Source organism: Nocardiopsis halophila DSM 44494 (assembly GCF_000341245.1).
Taxonomy (GTDB): domain Bacteria; phylum Actinomycetota; class Actinomycetes; order Streptosporangiales; family Streptosporangiaceae; genus Nocardiopsis_A; species Nocardiopsis_A halophila.
Genome location: NZ_ANAD01000068.1, coordinates 1 through 18,931, shown reverse-complemented (window position 1 = coordinate 18,931; position 18,931 = coordinate 1). Strand labels below are relative to the sequence as shown.

At 69.3% G+C, this 18,931-nt stretch carries 11 protein-coding genes and 3 pseudogenes; 6 read left to right on the top strand and 8 right to left on the bottom strand.

Translation table 11 applies throughout. The features are described 5' to 3' along the window. Window positions 1–749: 749 nt before the first annotated feature. The 5 genes from D450_RS33285 to eccCa form a co-directional block, all read right to left on the bottom strand. Window positions 750–2,114: a hypothetical protein gene (locus D450_RS33285; protein WP_152520818.1), complete on the bottom strand. Its 1,365-nt coding sequence runs from the start codon at window positions 2,112–2,114 to the stop codon at window positions 750–752. A gap of 71 nt (window positions 2,115–2,185) precedes the next feature. Then, the gene (locus D450_RS33280; RefSeq protein WP_152520817.1) at window positions 2,186–4,714 is read right to left on the bottom strand and encodes a GyrI-like domain-containing protein; all 2,529 of its coding nucleotides are present in this window, start codon (window positions 4,712–4,714) and stop codon (window positions 2,186–2,188) included. A gap of 12 nt (window positions 4,715–4,726) precedes the next feature. Next, entirely contained in the window at window positions 4,727–5,083 is a 357-nt protein-coding gene (locus D450_RS29785) for a hypothetical protein (protein ID WP_152520816.1), read from the bottom strand. Window positions 5,084–5,155: 72 nt separating this feature from the next. Beyond that, window positions 5,156–6,304 (bottom strand): hypothetical protein, encoded by a 1,149-nt coding sequence (locus D450_RS0108755; protein ID WP_017538289.1) that lies wholly within the window; start codon window positions 6,302–6,304, stop codon window positions 5,156–5,158. Window positions 6,305–6,352: 48 nt separating this feature from the next. Continuing rightward, window positions 6,353–10,237 carry a type VII secretion protein EccCa gene (gene eccCa, locus D450_RS0108750; protein WP_241483103.1) on the bottom strand — a complete coding sequence of 1,295 codons (3,885 nt, stop codon included), beginning with the start codon at window positions 10,235–10,237 and terminating at the stop codon, window positions 6,353–6,355. A gap of 293 nt (window positions 10,238–10,530) precedes the next feature. Between eccCa and eccD the strand changes: the two are divergent. Next, window positions 10,531–11,860, top strand: a pseudogene (eccD, locus tag D450_RS29780) (type VII secretion integral membrane protein EccD). Between the two features lie 34 nt (window positions 11,861–11,894). On the opposite strand, the gene D450_RS0108730 reads toward eccD, so the two are convergent. Continuing rightward, window positions 11,895–13,355, bottom strand: a complete 1,461-nt coding sequence (locus tag D450_RS0108730) for an MFS transporter (RefSeq protein ID WP_017538284.1) — start codon at window positions 13,353–13,355, stop codon at window positions 11,895–11,897. A gap of 87 nt (window positions 13,356–13,442) precedes the next feature. Between D450_RS0108730 and D450_RS0108725 the strand changes: the two genes are divergently transcribed. The 5 genes from D450_RS0108725 (at window position 13,443) to D450_RS0108705 (ending at window position 17,712) form a co-directional block, all read left to right on the top strand. Beyond that, window positions 13,443–13,823 (top strand): MarR family winged helix-turn-helix transcriptional regulator, encoded by a 381-nt coding sequence (locus D450_RS0108725; RefSeq protein WP_017538283.1) that lies wholly within the window; start codon window positions 13,443–13,445, stop codon window positions 13,821–13,823. Window positions 13,824–14,074: 251 nt separating this feature from the next. Further along, complete coding sequence (locus tag D450_RS0108720) at window positions 14,075–14,413, top strand: hypothetical protein (RefSeq protein WP_017538282.1); 339 nt, start codon at window positions 14,075–14,077, stop codon at window positions 14,411–14,413. 43 nt (window positions 14,414–14,456) lie between these two features. Then, window positions 14,457–14,747 carry a WXG100 family type VII secretion target gene (locus tag D450_RS0108715; RefSeq protein ID WP_017538281.1) on the top strand — a complete coding sequence of 97 codons (291 nt, stop codon included), beginning with the start codon at window positions 14,457–14,459 and terminating at the stop codon, window positions 14,745–14,747. Between the two features lie 8 nt (window positions 14,748–14,755). After that, a complete protein-coding gene (locus tag D450_RS0108710) occupies window positions 14,756–15,112 on the top strand; it encodes a hypothetical protein (protein WP_017538280.1) in 357 nt (118 codons plus the stop codon). Next, entirely contained in the window at window positions 15,109–17,712 is a 2,604-nt protein-coding gene (locus D450_RS0108705; protein WP_152520814.1) for a serine/threonine-protein kinase, read from the top strand. The genes D450_RS0108710 and D450_RS0108705 overlap by 4 nt, the downstream gene beginning before the upstream one ends. A 115-nt stretch (window positions 17,713–17,827) precedes the next feature. Here the strand turns inward: D450_RS0108705 and D450_RS29775 are convergent. Both D450_RS29775 and D450_RS35720 read right to left on the bottom strand, forming a co-directional pair. After that, window positions 17,828–18,442, bottom strand: a pseudogene (locus D450_RS29775) (S8 family serine peptidase); the annotation flags it as partial. Further along, a pseudogene (locus tag D450_RS35720) lies at window positions 18,403–18,771 on the bottom strand (S8 family peptidase); the annotation flags it as partial. The pseudogenes D450_RS35720 and D450_RS29775, both read right to left, overlap by 40 nt. Window positions 18,772–18,931: the final 160 nt, after the last annotated feature.

The window sequence follows — 18,931 nt, the reverse complement described above, 5'->3', positions numbered from 1 at the left end:
GGCCAGCTCGCACAGCACCCGCCCCGCACCCGGGGCCAGGTCCTCCGAAACGGCTCCGTCGGCCTCGGCGAGCACACCGCCGATCCCGGCCCGGATCCGCGCCGCGCGCGAACCCGCCGGGATTCCGGGGTGCCGCTGATCTGCCATACACCCATTATGAACCACCCGCCACCATTTTTGGAGCCCCGGTAGAAGATTCCCCGAAGAAATTCACGGAAGCACGGGTTTCCCAGGTCAGGACACATATTGATCATGGGCGAAGGGTGCTGGACTATTGCCCGGCAAAGATGCCCTGGGGGCTCGGTCGCTTCCCGCGGAAAGCCGCCCTGGAAACAAGATCTCTTTCCCTTTCCAAGGGGGTCCTGGAATCAGGGAGAGTCGCCTGCGCCAGAGCGCCTGGGCGGGCGCAGGCTTGCCCGTTCCAGGGCGGGCTGGAGACAGGGACCGATGCGTTTCCAATCCTCTTTGGCCACCTCGGTATCCGCACTACGGCGGTCCCCGGCTGGCCTCGAGAACTCAAGGGAACTCGCCAGCACCAGCTACCGCGACAGCGTCAACGGAATAGTTCAATTCCTTACTCACCCTTGGGGCAAGGAATGGCGAACCGCATCTGTGTAGGAACAGCAGAGGAATCTGGATTGCCTAGGTCAGGGTTGTCCATTTTCGGCTATGGGGGAGACTGCGTCGACCAACGAAGTGTGTTCGCAGGGGGAGGATAGCCGGAGCCTCTGCAGACTCTAATGGAGAGGTCAAGCCATGCCTACAATGCTGTGAAGTCTGCCGTTCTGTACACGGCCAGCGACAATAGCTCCAGGTGCCTTGAAGAACATGCTCTCGTCGACGAGGGAAGCCTGTTCCTTCGCAAAAATTCCGCTGGCGATGCCTGTATCTTCGCTGATCGTGATGTTCTCTGAGCGGGTGCCGGTGTCACGATTAGCGGCGACCGCTTCTTGCTTGCCGTTCCTTGAGACCATTCCTGCGAACGACTTATCCAATTCAACTACTGATGTAGGATGGGCTTCGGTTTCACTCGGAAAGAAGTTGTATTCACGCTCTTTGCCCACTGTGTCGTACGCGGTGATGCGTGTGACAGGTGAAAGGTCTTCGTTCGACCCATTTGTGGACAGTCCTGTGGTGTGTTTTAGCATCAAGGAGTCGGAACTGGCGTGAATTACGGAAAGGATGTCGCGGCCGTCCAGTTCATCCGTGAAAATTGGATCTCCTTTTTCGCTGTCCAGGACGACCGGGGAGTACGGTGTCCGAACAATAATCGACTCGGGGCCGGCCTCGGCGCTGATGATCTGGGAACTTTCTTGTCCGCGCTCCCAGTGCCCGGTACTATTCGACTCTATTTCCGCAGGCTTTGACCAAGCGGAGTCCTCCTCTGCGGCGAGAGTCCTCCCCCATTCCTCCTCCCCAGAGAACTCATCATAGGCGCTTATACTGCTGCGATCGTTCCCATCGACGGAGCAGAGCGTGGAGACGATGAACTTGTTCTGGTCCGTAGCGATGAGGTTGGCAGCATCCCCTTCGCGCCCTCGAAAACCGCAGCGTCCACCGAAGTCTTTGCTCCAGAGCAGCTCATTGGAAATCAGATCTCTCGCCTCTATAGCGGCTCCGTCACCTTTGGGCTCGAGGGTGACGAAGGCGTTAGCCGTATTGGTGGCCGATTCAAGGGCGGGATCCTGCAGCGAAACCTGGGCCTCCCGTTGTTCGCGGACCTCTCCAGTTGCGGTGTCAAGGACATAGACCTCAACTGATTCTCCCGCTCTCCAGGGGAAGAATCCGCTTTTCTGATGCCAGATCACAGTTGTCCGCCGATCCGGCGACATCCAAACTCTGCCATCCCCTTCATACCGGAAATGCCATGCAGGTTTCCCGGTCGAGGTATTGAGTGCTAGAAGCCCGATCCCTCCATCATGTCCTTCCGTGCGAAAAATAGCACCAGAAGGCGTGGACCATGCTTCTTGTATAGAAGAGACAACATCGTCATCCCACTCCCAAGATAGAGTACCAAGGGTTTTCGGGGGAGAAGGTATACGTCGATCAGACGAAGTCGCTCTCTCGATGGAATTCCGGTCGGAGTAGTGCCAGCCGAGGAACGCGATGATCAAAATAGAGAGAGTGACTGAAGTAACGGTGACTACGAGTTTCGGTCTCATCTTCAAAGACAATTGGAATCGCCCTATTTTCCAGCCAGATCGCGGTAGGCGGTGAGGGGGTCGACACCGCCACCCACGATGCCGGATGTGAGGTCGTATTCTCTATCGTAGGCCGTATCGTAGGAAGCGAATCTGTCGCCCATGCTGAGTTCGTTTCCTCCTTCAGCGTTTTCGAGCCATTCCCCGTAGATTCTTCCGTAAGTGTCCTTGAAGTCCCGGTCCACGCCGCCCTTATGACGAAAATGGTCACCATCAAAAAGTTCGGCCTTCAAGCGCGGGTCGTTGGATACTTCTTCTGGAATGGGAACATCATTCTCGAGGAGAGCGTTCCCGAACATATACTGATTGTCGAGATAAATTTGCCCCTCGTTTTTAAGATCAACGTTCTTCAGCTCTTGGTCGATGGATTTGATCTCGTCCTTAAGATCCTTATTTACAACATCCATGATGCCTGTTTCCGAATAACCCTTGATGGTCGCATGTGCTGCACTCCCCCAGTCACTTTCCGGTGATCCTAGAAGGTCGATAGTGTTCATCCCGAGCTTGATGGCCAACTCTCGGGTCTTGAGCGTCTGCTCGAGGGCCTGTTTCTCCTCGCTCCCATTATTCTCGAACGCACCGACGAGTGCAGCATCGACCGAAGCCTGGAGGCGCGCAGAGGGGCCGACCCATTCATCGGGCTGCGCACCGCCCTCGTCAAGCACCGCACCGACATAGGAGTTGGCGTACTCCTGGGACTGTTTGTTTGCCGCATCAACGACACCCACGGCAGCGTCCGGGTTCGCGACCAATAGCTCTAGATATCTTTCACGTGCCTTGAGTGACGAAACAAGTTCGTATTCACCAGGCTCCTTGAGAGGATTATGGTCTGCAGCCGTACCATTGACCTGCTCATATCCGTAGTCTCCACCGGAATCCGCTAGACCGAAGTCCTCCAGGTAGATCGTGTAGACTTTGAACATTTCGTCGGCGAGCTCTGAGTTATGGACAGTAAATGCGGGATTCTCGTATCCCTCCACCTCTATCTCTGTGTCCTGGAGAGCTGAAAACAGGTCGTCGTTCCGGCCAATACTCTGCAGGAAGCTCGCCGTCGCCTTGCCTGCCATTTCTTGGGAATGGGGATCGTCGCTCTCGGCGAAGTCCGGGATCCAATCGAAGAGGCCGGCCACAGCTTCGCCATGATCTTCCCACTCATAGGTGAAGAGGCCTTCGAGGGCTTTTTCAGTGTCGACTTCGCCGACCGATGAACTCTCATATTCCCCGGTCAGAATAAGGTAGTTCGCGTTCTCGTTGAGCGAAGCACGGTCGAGAAGAACCTCAAATGATTTGCCGCTGGTCTCCGGATGGAGACGTGAAATGTCCTCGTTGTCGGCGATCTCGACGCCAATAGTATTCATCAGTCCGGCTGAGAATCCTGTGCCCCCCTCTAAACCCGGTGATGCACCCTCGATCAAGCTGGCCAGGTCATTCACGTCATTAGACCAATGGGCCAGCGACGTGTACCTGTCAGTTCCTTCAACGACTCTCTGCACGGAGCCAGGGAGGTCGTCGTACCCGTTACCTCCTAGGTCCTTATCCGAGGCGATGAGGATGGCATTTCCTACGCCGCCGCTCAGGGCCTCTACCTGTTCGTCTGTATAGCCGAGTTCTCGGAGGTGTTCGGGAATCGCAAGGATGCCGCCACTTGTCGGAGGTTTTTGGTCTTCTTTCAAGCCGGGCGGAGGCGGTACGGGCGGAACCTCCTCCAGTTCGGCCAGGAGATTGTCTACGAACTCACGTTCATCCTTACTCAGTTTTTTCCCGTCAGCTTGTAGCTGTGCGGCCTTCACTCCGAGGGCATCCAGAATGAGGAGGGCCTCTTCGTAGTCCTTTTGGGCTAGATCTCCATCCTCGATTCCTTCAACGATATTCTGCCCTACTTCTCGCCCCTTAGCCCCATCGATATCGATGGGGACAGAGTGGGTCCACTGCATGATATTGAAGGGGGCCCATTGCAGATAACCCTTATCCACCATGTACTGGACATCGTTGGCGCTTAGGTCATTTTTCGGGTCCTTCTTGAGGTCTTCTCCTCGGTCATCAGCGAGTTCTTTGAAGCGTTTCCATAGGTCCTGTGCCTCATCTGAAAGCTCGTCATGTTTGTCAACGAGCTCTTCGTATCTATCAAGCTCTTTGCCTTCGAAATCGGGAGATTCTCCTTGCAGTGGAGGGATCAGCCCAGACTGCTCCATCGCTGTCTTGTGCTGGTCGATGAGGTTCTGTCGTTGCTTTTTGAACCATTCAATGTTCGTAGCCCATCTCTCCATTACTCCTTTGAGATAGGACAGGTTCCACGCGACTTCTCTCCAGAGGTCGTCCTGGTACTCTCCGGAGTCCTTGATGTTGCTTGAAATCTGCTCTGTGAAGCTCATGGCTCCTGAGTCCAGCTCCGAGGTCAACGATCCGGAGTCACCGGTAATGCGATCACCGAATTCTGCAACGGTGTCGCCCCAGGACCGGACTGTCTCTGCTTCAGCAGGAGTATCCGGAGGATTGAAGTTGAAAGCGTTCATGTCGGTGCCTGCCTATTGAGTTTCAATGTTCTTGGGCTTGTTGACCGGACGGGTGATGCCGGGTTGGTCACCGACCTCGTAGCCGGTCGCGTTCTCGTAATCGGTTTCGGCCAAGTCGCGAGCGCCGGCCTGCATGTGTTCCGCGATGCGCAAGCCTCTTTCCTCGATTTCTGCGATCTTGTCGAGGATTCCGCTGTTGAGGTGTTTTTCGAACCCCGCCTTGACCTCCTCCTCGCCAGCTCCCGTTTTACATCCGCTGATCAGGCCCTCGTAGTCCTCCTTGAGGCCGACCATAGACTCCGCGAGGGTCTCTGCCTCGCTCCCTGACTGTTTCGCTTCGTTCGGATTTCCGCCTACCTCGTTGGACATTCAGTCTCCTGTTTCGATCACGTTTTTCGGGGTCGAGTTTGGAAGGAAAGCAGCTTGTGTTGAATTGGAAAGTCACGTTAGTCGTACTGCGAGGGGGTAGCCGTGCATCGATGCATCCAGTCGAGCTGTGAATAGTTCCTGCAGCCGATCGTCTTGCGCCGGGAGGCCATCCTCGCCGACCTCCACTCGGTACCACGCCTTTTCCGTCTGGAGGAGGGCCTCGTCCCGGTTGTCGTTCGGCATGTACTGGTGGAGCCTTCCCTCTCCGACGAGGAGGGGCGTGTCCTCGAAAGCCGTGCCGGATTCGTCCAGGGTCAGCAGGTGGGCTCCGGGGGTGGAAGCGTCGCCTGACGGGGTGGCCGCGGGCTCGGACCCCTCAGGGGTCACGATGACCGTTCCCCCTCCCCATACCGGGGCCCCTCGGATGTGCTGCCACTGGGTGCCGCCGGACATCAGGGTCGCGTTCATGACCGTGTCTCCGCTCTTGCGGACGGTGAGGGTCTCTCCTGCGGGGCCGGTCGCGGACTGGACGGGGGCCTGTTCCCGGACGTGCAGCTCCCCCTCGGGGGAGACCGTCCACTCCTCCGGGTTGCCGTTCTCGTCGAAGGGGACCGTGCCCTCCTGTTCCGGGGTGGCGGTGGGGTCGTCCATGGGGACCGACATCACCTGGAAGGAAGCGGCCTGTCCTTCGGCCGCCCGGGAGGCGAACCAGAGGCGGTCCCCCTGGATCACGGGGTCGGTCCAGACCTCGGCGGGCGGGGTCTCCAGGGACGCCGCCGACTCGTAGACCAGCTCGCCCTCCTCGTTCTCCACGAGCTGTGCGATCTGGACCGTCTGCGCCTCCGGGGGCGCGGACACGAAATAGTTCCAGTCTTCCGAGAACTGCGCCCACACCGGCAGGTTCGGCGCCATCGGGTCGACCGCCCCCTCGGGGAGCATGAAGGCGTCCTTCTCCTCGCCGGTCTCCGGGTCGAGGAACACCAGAGCCTGGTCCTGCTCCGGGTCGCCGCCCTCATAGCCGCGGTAGAGGAGGGCCAGGCCGGTGGGCGGCTCGGAAGACGGATCGTCCTTGCCCGAACCGCCGCCCCCGGTGGTCTCAGGGGTGCTGCACGCCGTGGCGAGGAGGACGGCGGTGCAGGCGACGGCGCAGGCGGCGGCGACGCCGCGCCGGTGGCTCCGGTGGCTCCGGTGGCGCCGGACAGCAGAACGGGGGCGGTGCAATGGGCGGGCCTTTCCTCGCGTGCGGGCAGGAGCGGCGGGCGGGGCAGGTCACTCGGGCGGGTCGCTCCAGGCCACCTGCACCTGCTCGGGCGGACGGCCCCGGCGGGCCAGTAGCGCGCGGCCCTGGGGGAGCTGACGGGACGCCACACCGTTGGCCAGCCGCCCCTCGGCCCGGTCGCCGGAGAACAGCACGCCGGGTGTCGACATGTCGCCGAGCGCCTGCAGGACCGGCTCGAACATCGCCCGCGACGTCCCGCCGGTCCGCCGGGAGGTGACCATGTGGAACCCGATGTCGCGCCCCTGCGGCAGGAGCTCGGCCAGCGCCGACAGCGGGCTGTTGCGCCCCGCCACCAGGTCCATGTCGTCCACGACGACGAAGATCTCCAGCCCCTTCCACCAGCTCCGCTCCCGCAGCTGCTTCGGGGTGACGTCCGGCCCGGGCAGCCGGTCGCGCAGCGACCCGGCCAGGTCGGCGGCGACCGCCTTGGTCTGGTCCGGCGACGTGCAGTACGCCAGCAGGTGCTCCTCGCCGACCAGCCCCAGGTGCGCCCGGCGGTAGTCCACCAGCACGATCCCGACCTCGGCGGCCGGCCGCTCGGCGATCTGCCGCAGCAGCGCCCGCAGCAGGGTCGACTTGCCGGTCTGCGGGTCCCCGAACACCACCAGGTGCGGGTCCTCGTCGAACATCATCCGCGCGGGCTCCAGGTCCCGCTCGGCCACGCCCATCACCAGGCTCTTGTCGTGGGCCCGCGCCCGGCCCCGGCGCTTGCGCGGCTTGGGCGCCAGCTCTGCCAGATCGACCCGGTCGGGCAGCGTGCGCACCTGCTGGACCGGCCCCTGCTTCCACCGCTTGGCGGCCCGGGAGACGAGGTCGCGCACCCCGTCGGCCAGGTCGGCGTCGTCGTCGGTGCCGTCGACGCGGGGCAGTGCGATGTGCGCCATGTTCTCGTCGGCGAGCAGCGCCCGGCCCTGCACCTCCTTGGGCAGCTCCTCGGCGAGCTTGCGGTCGATCCCCGAGTCGAAGGCGTCGGTGAGCCGGAACTCGATGCGCCCGCCGAACAGCGCCTGCAGGCGGCTGCGCACCTGGGAGCTCGCAGCCCCGGTGACCAGGGTGTGCACGCCCAGGGACGGCCCGCGCGAGGCGATGTCCATCAGTGCGTCGTCGGCGTCGTCGAACGCTTCGCGGACCGAGGCCCAGCCGTCGATGAGCAGGAAGACGTCGCCCACGAACCCGCTGGGGAGCCGCCCGTCGGCGCGGGCGCGGCGCATGGCGGCGGGCGAGTCCAGGCCCGCCTGCTGGAAGACGCGCTCGCGCCGGTCCAGCTGTCCCCGCACGTCGGTGAGGATGCGGCGGACGCGTTCGGGGTCGGCCCGGCCCGCGACGCCGGCCACGTGCGGCAGCTCCTGGAACTGGGCGAGCCCGCCGCCGCCGAAGTCGATGGCGTAGACCCCCACCCGCCCGGGCGGGTACCGCCAGGCCAGGGAGGCGATGAGGGTGCGCAGCAGGGTGGACTTGCCGGTCTGGGGGCCACCGAGCACGATCATGTTGCCGTCGCCGCCGGTGAAGTCCAGCTCGGTGGGGACCTGCCGCTGCTCGCGGGGGATGTCGGTGACGCCGATGACCGCGGTGACCTCGGCGGGGTCGGGCTCCTGCGGCTCGGCCTCCGCATCGACGACCCGGTCCAGCGGCAGCGCCTCGGGCAGCGGCGGGAGCCAGACGGGCCGCACCGGCCGCGCCTGGGCCTCCACGATCCGGTCGACCGCGATCTGCAGGGTGGTGCGGGGCTTCTCCCCGCCGGAGGCCTGCGGCGCCTCCTCCTCGGCGCCGGCGAAGGGGTCGGCGAGCAGGGGCCGCAGGCCGTTGTAGGAGATGAGGGGGAGGACCGGGTCCTCCTCGGTCTTCGCCTCGGCGGGCGGGACGTAGGGCTGGGACACCATCGCGGCCTTGAACCGCTCGAAGACCGAGGTGTCGACCTTGAGGTACCCGGAGCCGGGCTCGGGCGGCAGGTGGTAGGCGTCGCCCACGCCGATGGCCTCGCGGCTCTCGGCCTCGGAGAAGGTGCGCAGGCCGATCCGGAAGGACAGGTGCGACTCCAGGCCCTTGATCTTGCCCGACTCCAGGCGCTGGGTCGCCAGCAGCAGGTGAACCCCGATGGACCGCCCGATGCGCCCGATCGCCACGAACAGCTCGGCGAAGTCGGGGTGGGCGGTGAGCAGCTCGGAGAACTCGTCGATGATGACGAGCAGGTGCGGCAGCGGCTCCAGGTCGGTCCGCCCCGAGGCCCGCGCCTGTTCGTAGGCGTGCAGGTTGGGCAGGTTCCCCGCGTCCTTGAGGAGCTGCTGGCGGCGGGTGAGCTCGCCGTACATGGCCTCGCGGAAGCGCAGGACCAGCCCGTCGTCGTCGGCCAGGTTGGTGATCAGCCCCGCGCTGTGCGGCAGCCGGTCGGTGTCGGCGAAGGTCGCCCCGCCCTTGAAGTCGACCAGCAGCAGCGCCAGCTGCTCCGGCGGGTGGTTGACCACCAGCGACGCCACCAGGGTGCGCAGCATCTCGGACTTGCCGGAGCCGGTGGCGCCCACCACCAGGCCGTGCGGCCCCATGCCGCCGAACGCCGACTCCTTCAGGTCCAGCAGCACCAGCGACCCGGCCGGCCCCACGCCGATGGGCACCCGGAGGAAGTCGCCGGTGCTCCGCGGCCGCCAGGTGCGGCGCGGGTCGAGCCGGGCGACGTCGGGCACGCCCAGGATCTCGGGCAGGTCGACGGTGCCGTGCAGCGCGTCGGCGCCGTCGGAGGCGGCCAGCCGCAGCGGCGAGAGCAGGTGCGCCACGGTGGTCAGCAGCGCCGCGCCGGCGCGGTCGGCGGTGCCCGTCAGCGGCGCCGCCTGGCCGGGCGCCCCGGTCTCGGGGTCCTGCTCGAGGGCGCCGTCGGCGGTGACGTTCAGCCGCAGGTCGACGTGTTCGGGCTCCTCGCGCCGGTCGCCCAGCAGCATGACGACGTGCACGCCCAGCTGCGCCAGGTCGGTGACGGGCGGTTCGGCCGAGAGCCCGGACAGCGCCGACTGGAACTCGCCGTCGACGACCAGGACCAGGCGCCGGGTGCCCGGGCCGGGCCGCGCGCCGCGGCGGCGCTGCAGGTCGACGGTGCGCTGCTCGATCTCGGCGGCGAGCAGATCGGCCATCTCCAGGGTGTTCCCGGCGACCAGGCGGGTGGTGAAGGCGGGGCCGCCGACGCCCTCCAGGCCGTCGGCGGCGTTGTGCGGCAGCCACTTGAGCCAGTCCCACTCGGCGAGCAGCCGGTCGTGGCGGACCACGCCCAGGCGCACGTCCTCGGGCGCGGAGGAGGCGGCGAGCTGGGCGGCCAGCGCGCGGGCGGCGTCGCGCCCGGCGGAGCGGTCGCCCACGATCGAGACCACCCCCAACTCTTCGAGGGGCAGGACGAGCGGTTCCTCGGGGACGTGCGCGTAGAGCTCGATCAGCTGGTCGGCCAGGCCCTGGCAGACGGGGTCGTAGGCGATCAGCGGGCTGGAGGTGTCCACCTTCAGGCTCAGCGGCCGGGCCAGGGGGCGGGTGCCGGTGCCGATGCGCAGGTGCAGGAAGTCGGGGTCGCCGGCGCGGCGCTCCCACCGGCGGGCGGGCAGCCGCACCGTCTCGGTGAGCAGTTCGGGCGCCGGGTGCAGGAACGCGCCGCCCGCGCGCTGGGTGGCCGCGACCTCCCGGACGGTCTCCCGGAGCCGGTCCAGGTACTCCACGTACCGCTCGCGCTGCTCGCGGATGCGCTTGCGCGGCCCGTTGTGCTGGGCGGTGAACATGACGATCCCCACCACGACGCTGGCGACCATGACCAGCGCGGCGGCGGCCGCGTACAGCGGGCGGTTGCCCATCGTGATCGCCATCAGCAGCGACCCCGACCCGCTGATCACCGGCATGATGATCATCGCGAACGAGCTGTTGGAGGGCGGGTTGTCCGGCAGCTGCGGCGGGGGCGCGATGACCAGCGGCTCGGTGCCCGGGTCGGGAACGGAGTGGCGCGCGGGGCGGTGGACCTGTGTTGTCGCCACGGCGAACTCTTTCGTGCACCTGGGAACGGAGAGGAACGGGATTGCTACGGTGATGATCCCGCAATTCGTCGCTTTCTCCTAATTCGCTGCGCACGGTCGGCGCAGGCCCGGCCACGGTGCGCACCTGCTCGTGTGCAAAGGATCGGACGGACGTGAGTGGTTACTGCCGCGTGAAGGTCGCGGGCCCGCAGCGCTGGGCCGACCTCGCGCTTCCCGGGACCGTCCCGGTGGCCGGCCTGCTCCCGCAGGTCATCGGGGTGTGCTCGCCGGAGGCCGAGGGCACCCGGCCGGCCGGGTGGACCCTGGTCGACGGCGCGGGCGTGCCGGTCCCGCCGGAGGGCACCCTGGAGTCCGCCGGGGTCGTGGACGGCGACGTGCTCACCCTGCGCCCGGTCACCGCGCCCGAGCGCCCGGCGCACGTGGACGACGTGCGCGGGGCCGTGGAGGACCGCGTCGACGAGGGCGGGGGCATCTGGGACCCCTCGGCCACGTTCGCCTTCGGCCTCCTCGTGGCCGGAACCGGCCCGCTGGCGATGCTCGGGGTGATGGAGTACCTGCGCCCCGCGGGCGGCAACATCGGCGTGGCCCTGGCCGGGGCGCTGTTCACCCTGGCGCTGACGGTGTTCGCCGGGCGGCGGGGGATGCGCACCGTCGCCGACGTGCTGCTGGGGCTGGCCTGCCTGTGGGGCGCGGCGACGGCGGTGCTCACGGTGCTGCTGGTCTCCGGGCCGCATCCGCCGGCGCTGGCCGCCTTCGGCTGCGCCGGCGCGCTGCTGGTGGCGGCGGTGGGCTGGGCCGTGGAGGAGTCGGGCCTGGCCTACGTGGCGGCGCTGGGGGTGCTCGCCGCGGCGGCCGGCGTGCTGGCCGGTGTGGGCATGGTCACCGACCCCGCGCAGGGGGTGCGGGCGATGGCGGTGGCCCTGGTGCTGGTGGTGGGCGCACTGCCGCGGGTGGCCCTGGCGATGGGCGGGCTCTCGGCGCTCGACTACGAGGTGCGGCACGCCGGCCAGGTGGAGACCGGGCGCTTCGAGGAGACGCTGACCTCCAGCGACCGGCTGCTGCACGGCCTGGTGCTGGGCGCGGCGGTGGCCACGGCGCTGACCGTGCCGCTGCTGGCGGTCGTCGGCGGCCGGGTGCAGGACGTGCTGCTGGCCGCGCTGGTGGCGGTGCTGATGGTGTTCCGCTCGCGGCTGTTCGACCGGGTCCGGCACGCGCTGCCGCTGCGCCTGGGCGGGACGCTGGGCCTGGGCGCGGCCGCGATCGGGGCCTGGGGCCTCCCCGCTGGTGCCGGCGCTGGGCCCGTGGCTGCCGGCGGCCACCCTGGCCGCGGGGGCGGTGCTGGCCCTGCTGAGCTGGGTCCGCCTGGCGGAGGTGCCGCGTGCCTCGCTGCGGCGGACGCTGAACGGGGTCGAGATCGTGGCGGTGATCGCGCTGTGCGCGGTGCTGGCCTGGGCGATGGGGCTGTTCGACCTGGTGGCGCGGCTGACCGGGTCCATCTGAGGGTCGGCCGCGCCACCGGGGACGGGAAACGGGGTCAGCCGCGGGTCCGCCGCCGGACCAGCAGCGGGGCCAGGGTGAGCGCGGCGCCGGACAGGGCGACCGCGGTCACGAACCACAGGCCGGGCCGGAAGGTCTCCAGCACAGCCTCGGGGTCGGTGGCGGCGCCGGCGCCGGTGGCGTGGTCGACCGCGACGATCGCCGTGGTGACCGCCAGCACCACCGCGCCCCCGAGCTGGCCGGAGGTCTGCACGAGCCCGGCCGCCAGCCCCTGCTCGTCGTCGTCCACCCCGGCGGTGGCCTGGGAGTTGACCGAGGGGAAGCCGAGGGCGAAGCCCACGCCGAGCAGCAGCGCGGTGGGCAGGATCATCGTGGCGTAGACGGGGTCGGTGTCCACCCGCAGGAACAGCAGGTAGCCGGCGGAGAAGGCGATCAGTCCGGCGGCGATCAGCCGGGGCGTGCCCAGGCGGTCGATGAGCCGGTCGGAGAAGAAGGCGCTCAGGGCCACCAGCAGGCCGGTGGGCAGCAGGGCCAGCGCCATCTGCAGCGGGGTCTGCCCCAGGGCCTGCTGCAGGTAGAGGGTGAGCAGGAACTGGAAGCTGGCGAAGGCCCCGAACAGCGTCATCATGGCCAGGTTGGCCCGGACCAGCGGGCCGTTGCGCAGGATGCCCAGCCGCACCAGGGGGTGGGCGGCGCGGCGCTCCACGGCGACGAAGGCGGCGGCGAGCGCGGCGGCCGCGGCGAACAGGCCGAGGGTCAGCGGGTCGAGCCACCCGCGCTCGGGGGCGGTGACCACCGTGTAGACGAGGACCAGCAGCGCCCCGGTGGAGGCGGCGGCGCCGGGCAGGTCGTAGCCGCCGGTGCCGGAGGGGCGGTCGCGGGGGATGAGGAGGTACCCGGCGATCAGTGCGGCGGTGGCGAAGGGGACCGGGAAGAAGAAGGTCCACTGCCAGCCCAGCCCGGTCATCAGCCCGCCGAAGACCAGCCCCGAGGAGAAGCCGCTGGCGCCGAAGACCGTGTACACCGACAGCGCGCGGTTGCGCTCGGGCCCTTCGGCGAAGTTGGTGGTGATGATGGACAGGCCCGTGGGGGCGGTGAAGGCGGCGGCCACGCCCTTGACGAACCGGGTGGCGATGAGCAGGGACGCGTTGTCGGTGAGCCCGCCCAGCAGGGAGGCCAGGGCGAAGGCGGCCAGGGCGGCGAGGAAGACGCGGCGGCGGCCCAGCAGGTCGGCGGTGCGGCCGCCGAGCAGCAGCAGGCCGCCGAAGCCCAGCACGTAGCCGGAGACGACCCACTGCAGCCCTGCGGTGCCCATCCCCAGGTCGGCGCCGATGGAGGGGAGGGCGACGGCGATCATCGACACGTCCAGGGCGTCGAGGAAGAGCGCCAGGCACAGCACGAACAGCAGGGCCCAGGTGCGCGCGGGCCAGCGCGGTGCGGTGGACGGGGGCGGCGGGGCCGCCGTGGCCGGGGAGGGCGGAGGTGCCGTTGCGGTCATGGACGGCGACTGTACATGCGCACGCATAAGATGTCGATGCATAAAATGCATGGACATTAAATGTGCGGGCATGTTAAGCTCCGCGCCATGAGCCCGACACGCGAGGCCGACCTCGTCGCCCGCTGGCGCGAGGTCCTGTCCTGCTACAGCGACCTGTCCTGCGCGCTGGATCGGGAGCTGCAGGATCGGCACGGCGTCGGGATGAGCGACTTCGAGGTCCTCGACCTGCTCATGTCCGCCGAGGACGGCAGGGTCCGCATGCAGGAGCTGGGCGAGCGGGTCTACCTGAGCCAGAGCGCGCTCTCCCGCTCGGTGGCCCGGCTGGAGAGGCGCGGCCTGGTCACCCGGGCGATGTGCGACCAGGACCGCCGCGCCCTCTTCGTCGCCTGCACCGACCAGGGCCGGGAGCTGCACGCCCGGGCGTGTCCGACCCACCGCGCCCTTCTGGAGCGCCGGCTGGGCGGGTGAGCAGCCGCAGCCGCCCGGTCACCGGGTCGGCCGGCTCCTCGGCGGTGGGGGTGCCGTCGAAGGCGCGCCGAACCGGAAGGGCGAGATCCCTATCACCGGATCGGGCTCGGCCGCGGCGGCGGCCGATGCGAGCGGGGGGCGGGTGTCCGGATCCGGCCGGGGGGAGCGGCGTGATCGTCGGTGGCGGTCGATAACCTCTGAGTGAGCCCCCGAGTGTGGCGCGTTACCCCAGAGAACCCAGGAGGAAACCGGTGGCCAACCATGTCGGTCTGACGGAGGCGGACGCCCTCGGCAAGGGCGGTGAAGAGCTCGGAGTCTCCTCCGAAGGGCTCTACCAGCGGCTGAACAACCTGATCCAGGACATGGAGCGGGACGGCGAATCCCTCCAGGGCAACGCCCTGCACAAGTTCCGCGAGGCCCGCAACGAGCTCACCCAGCGCTTCGACGAGCTCATGGGCTGGTGCCGCAACAACGGCATCAAGCTCAACGAGGGCCAGCGCGAGGTCTCCACCGTCGACCAGGAGTCCGGCGACCAGTTCGCCTCGGCGGGCAAGGAGGCCGGCGGCCTCTCCCGGCCGATCAACGCCTGAGCAGACCCCACCGTCATCCCCATCCCCTGAGGAGCCACCGACCGTGAGCAGTTTCGAGGTCTACGGGAACGTCTCCGGCCTGCAGGACCTGAGCGGCACCCAGCAGGAGCACCTGAGCCGCTTCAAGGCGATCATGGAGGACATCCGCACCCAGTCCGAGACCACCGTCAACAAGTGGGAGGGCTCGGGCAACGACCAGTTCAAGGCCAAGGCGGAAGAGTTCGACACCCAGTTCGCCGCCGTCAACGACGCCTTCGCCAAGGTCATCCAGGCCACCGACGACGCCGCGGGCAGCTACGGCCGACTGAGCAGCCGCCTGAACAACCTGTTCTGAGGGCGTCCGTGAGCCGCAGCGCCCCGCCCGTCCCCGCCCCGCCCGAACCGCCCGCCCCGCAGGAGGGGGGCCAGCGGGTCCCCGAGGCCTTCCACTTCACGCCCAACGCCGAGCAGTACGTGCTGCAGGCGGACGCGCTGCGCCGCCGGCAGCTGCGGGCCGCGATCCTGTACGGGTCCAGCCGCTACTGGCGCCGCCGCCAGGCGNTCGGCCCCGCCGTCATCGGCGGGCTCATCCTCATCGCCCTGATCTGCGGGGGCATCGCGGTGCACGCGGCGTTCCAGAAGCAGCAGGAGATCAACGAGGAGCGCCGGAACGGCGGCCAGAGCGGGCCGGTGTTCGGCGTCCAGTCGGGACAGGAGTGAGCGAACAGATGTCCGGGGGCACGCCGCCGTCGGCGGCCGCCGTCCGGGTGCCGGGGTTCCGGTCGCCGGTCCTGGCCTACCGGGGCCGGCAGGCCCGGGTGTTCAAGGCGGTCAACGAGCGCACCGGCGCGCCGGTGGCGCTGAAGGTGATGCACGACGCCGGGGGCTACGACGAGATCGCGCGCCTGCGCGACCTCGGGGGCGCCCGCGGCGTGGTCCCGCTGCTTGACGTCGCACGCGCGCAGACCGGCGAGCCGGTGCTCGTCATGCCCTTCCAGCCGGACGGCTCCTACGCCGACATCCTCGCCCGGAGCGGGCCGGTCGACCTGCCCGAGGCGGTGCGCGCCGGGCGTGCGGTGGCCGGGGCGCTCGCCGCGCTGCACGGCGGGGGGCTGCTCCACAACGACGTCGTGCCCGGCAACGTCCTGCGCTCGGGGACCTCGGCGGTGCTGACGGACTTCGGGTGGGCGGCGGCCCTCGGAGCCGCGCCGCCGCGCCTGCGCACCAGCTCCGAGCTGGTGTTCCACGCCCCGCCGGAGGTCCTGCGGGGCCGGGCGCCGGTTCCGGCCTCGGACGTGTACTCCCTGGCCTCGACCCTGTGGACGGTCATCGCCGGGCGGGTGCCCTTCGCCGACTGGGACGGTCGGAGCCCCGACCCGCGGGAGTACGCGCGCACCGCGCTGCGCGAGGCCGCCCCGGACCTGCCGCTCCCGGGGGTGCCCCGGCAGGTGAACGCCCTGCTGGTGGGGGCGATGGCCAAGGACCCGGCGGAGCGCCCGGCGACCCCGGCGGAGTTCGAGGAGGAGCTGGGCCGCCTGTGGTCGGTGGTCGGGACGGCGTACGGCTCGGTCACCCCGGCCGGGGGCTCGGCCTCGGGAGCCGCGCAACAGCCGCGTCCGCTGTGGCGGGGCGCGGAGGCCTCCGCCCCGGCCCCGGCAGAGCGGCCGGCCGCGCCGCGTCCGGAGCCGTCTGAGGGGCGGTCTGCTGCGGACGCCTGGTCGACTGCGGAGCCGTCCGCTGGGCCTGGGGCTGTGCCGTCGGCTCAGTCGTCTCGGCCGGTGCGGCAGGACGGGGAGTCTGCCGCGCCTTCTGGTGGTCAGGTCCCGATGGACCCCCGCTCGGGTGGGGACGCGCCTGCTCCCTCTGCGCCGGTGGGGCAGCCGGGTCTGCCGGGCTCAGAGCCGTCCGCCGGGCCTTCCGGCGGTCGCACGGCGACAGATCCCGGGTCCGGAGGGGAAGCGCCTGCGGCGTCCGCTCCGATGGAGCGGCCGACTGCGGAGTCCGCTGATGGGCCTGGAGCCGTGCCGCCGGCTCAGCCGTCTGGGCCGGTGCGGCGGGATGCGGAGTCTGCCGCGCCTTCTGGCGGCCAGGCTCCGGTGGACCCCCGGTCGGGCGAAGTCCCTGCCACGGATGCGTCGGTTCCCGAGCCCTCGGCGAAGGCCGCTGACGAGAGTGCACCTGCGCCTTCGGCGGACCACGCGCCGTCGGGGGAAGTCCCCGAGGCCCCGCCCTCCCCGGTTCCCTCGATCACGCCGGCTTCGGCGGAGCACCGTGGTCCCGCGGTCGTCGATCTCGGGCTGACCGCGGAGTTCCGGCGCAGGGGGCCGTCGCGGCCTCCGCGCAAGGTCGGGCGGCGTCCCAAGTCCAAGCCCGTACCGGGGATGGAGGACGGTGGCGCCGACGGCGCGGGACAGGTGGAGGCGCCTCACGCGAGCGGGGCGCCGGCCGCCCCGCTCGACCAGGCCCGTGTCCTCTACACGCAGCAGGCCTGGCAGCGCCTCGAAGGATGGACCGGCGGCCCCGACACCCCGCGCCTGCCCGGGACGGGAGACGGGCGCGCGGACCGGGACACGGACGCCCCCGGCCGCGGTGCCCCTGACGGCCCCGTCGCTCCCGACGGTCCGGCGCGGCCGCGCTGGCGGCGGCACCTGCACATCGGCGCCGCGGCGGCCTCCGTCGTCGTGCTCGCCTGCCTGCTGGGCGCCGGCAGCATGGCGCGCCCCGGGCCGGGCGTGACCGCGGCCGGCGCGCAGACCACCGACTCGGCCGCCGGCTCCTCCGAGAGCGGGCGGCCCGAGGAGGACCGGAAGAAGCCCGACGAGAACAAGGGGAAGGACGACGGCGGGAAGAAGGGCGGCGGGGAGCCGCGCGCCCCGGAGCCGCCCGGCGGGGTCGCCCTGAAGGACGGCCTCACCAGCGTCGAGGTCACCTGGAAGGACGCCTCCGGCGGCACCGCCCGCTACTTCGTGGTCGGCGGCGTCATCGACGCACCGCCCTCCACCCTGGCCCGCACCGGGCCCGGAGTGCAGAGCGCGCAGGTCGACACCGCGAGCGAGACGGCCGAGTACTGCTTCACCGTCGTGGCCGTCGACGGTCGTTCCTCCGCCGCCGACGAGGTCTGTACCGACCGGGCCGGTGCGCGCGCTCAGGCGCAGGCCGAGGCCGAGCGCGAGCGCCAGGAGGAAGAGGAGGCCGCGCAGGAGGAAGAGGAGAAGGAGGAGTCCTCCTCGGAGTCCGACTCCGACTCCGGCTCTGAGGAACCGGAGACTCAGTGGCACGAGGGCAGCCCCCCGCGGCCCACCGCCGACTCCTCCGGCTGACACAGGACACGCCGTCACCGCACACGGGGACGGCCCCGGCGCCGTGCGCCGGGGCCGTCCTGGTCGCCGCGGTGTGCGGGGGACCGCGGCAGGGTGTCGAGGAGAGCGGAGGCTCCTACAGGTTCTCGACGTTGAGCAGCAGGTTCGGGGTCCCTGAGGGGACGCCGGAGATCTTGCCCTGTCCGGCGTTGTCCTCCAGCCACCCCTGGACGGTGCCCTGGTCGGCCTGGCCGTGGGCGTCCTTGTACAGGGCCGCCGCGCCGGCCACGTGCGGGCTGGCCATCGAGGTGCCGCTGTAGGTGTCGTAGCCGCCGCCGGGCACGGAGGACTCCACGTCCACGCCGGGGGCGTAGATGTCCACCGCGTTGCCCCAGTTGGAGAAGTAGGCGTGTCCGTCGCCGCTGTTCGAGGCCGCCACGGTGGTGACGCCGGACGCGCGGGCGGGCGAGACGTTGTTGGCGTTCTGCCCCTCGTTGCCCGCCGCCACGGCGACGAACACGCCGGAGTCGGCCAGGTTGTTCACGGCGTCGTCGACGGCCTGGGAGGCGGGCCCGCCCAGGGACATGTTGGCGACCGAGCCCTCGGGGGCGTTCTCGGCCACCCACTCGATGCCGGCGATGACGTCGGCGTAGGAGCCGCTGCCGTCGTCGCCGAGCACCTTGACGCCGAACACGTCGGCCTCGGGGGCGNGGAGGACTCCACGTCCACGCCGGGGGCGTAGATCTCCACCGCGTCGCCCCAGTTGGTGAAGGAGGCCGAGGCGTCGTTGCGGTCGGAGGCGGCCACGGTGGTGACCTTCTCGGCGCGCGCGGGCGAGTACCACTCGGCGAGCCACCCGTCGTTGCCGGCGGCGACGGCGGTGAAGACCCCGGAGTCCACCAGGTTGTTCACGGCGTCGTCGACGGCCTGGGAGCCGGGGCCGCCCAGGGACATGTTGGCGACCGACCCCGCGGGGGCGTTGGCGGCCACCCAGTCGATCCCGGCGATCACGTCGGCGTAGGAGCCGCTGCCGTCGTCGCCCAGGACCTTGACGCCGAACACGTCGGCGCCGGGCGCCACGCCGACGCTGTCGCCGGCGACGGTGCCGGCCACGTGGGTGCCGTGGCCCTGGCGGTCGATGCCGTCGCCGCCGGTGGCGTCGAAGGCGACCTCGGCGCGTCCCCNTGGCGGTCGATGCCGTCGCCGCCGGTGGCGTCGTAGCCGACCTCGGCCCGCCCCT

Bases quoted from the DNA above. Each gene is read 5' to 3' on its own strand.
- D450_RS33280 (WP_152520817.1), bottom strand. From the start codon at position 4,714: ATGAACGCTTTCAACTTCAATCCTCCGGATACTCCTGCTGAAGCAGAG.
- D450_RS29785 (WP_152520816.1), bottom strand. From the start codon at position 5,083: ATGTCCAACGAGGTAGGCGGAAATCCGAACGAAGCGAAACAGTCAGGG.
- eccCa (WP_241483103.1), bottom strand. From the start codon at position 10,237: ATGATCATCATGCCGGTGATCAGCGGGTCGGGGTCGCTGCTGATGGCG.
- D450_RS0108730 (WP_017538284.1), bottom strand. From the start codon at position 13,355: ATGACCGCAACGGCACCTCCGCCCTCCCCGGCCACGGCGGCCCCGCCG.
- D450_RS0108725 (WP_017538283.1), top strand. From the start codon at position 13,443: ATGAGCCCGACACGCGAGGCCGACCTCGTCGCCCGCTGGCGCGAGGTC.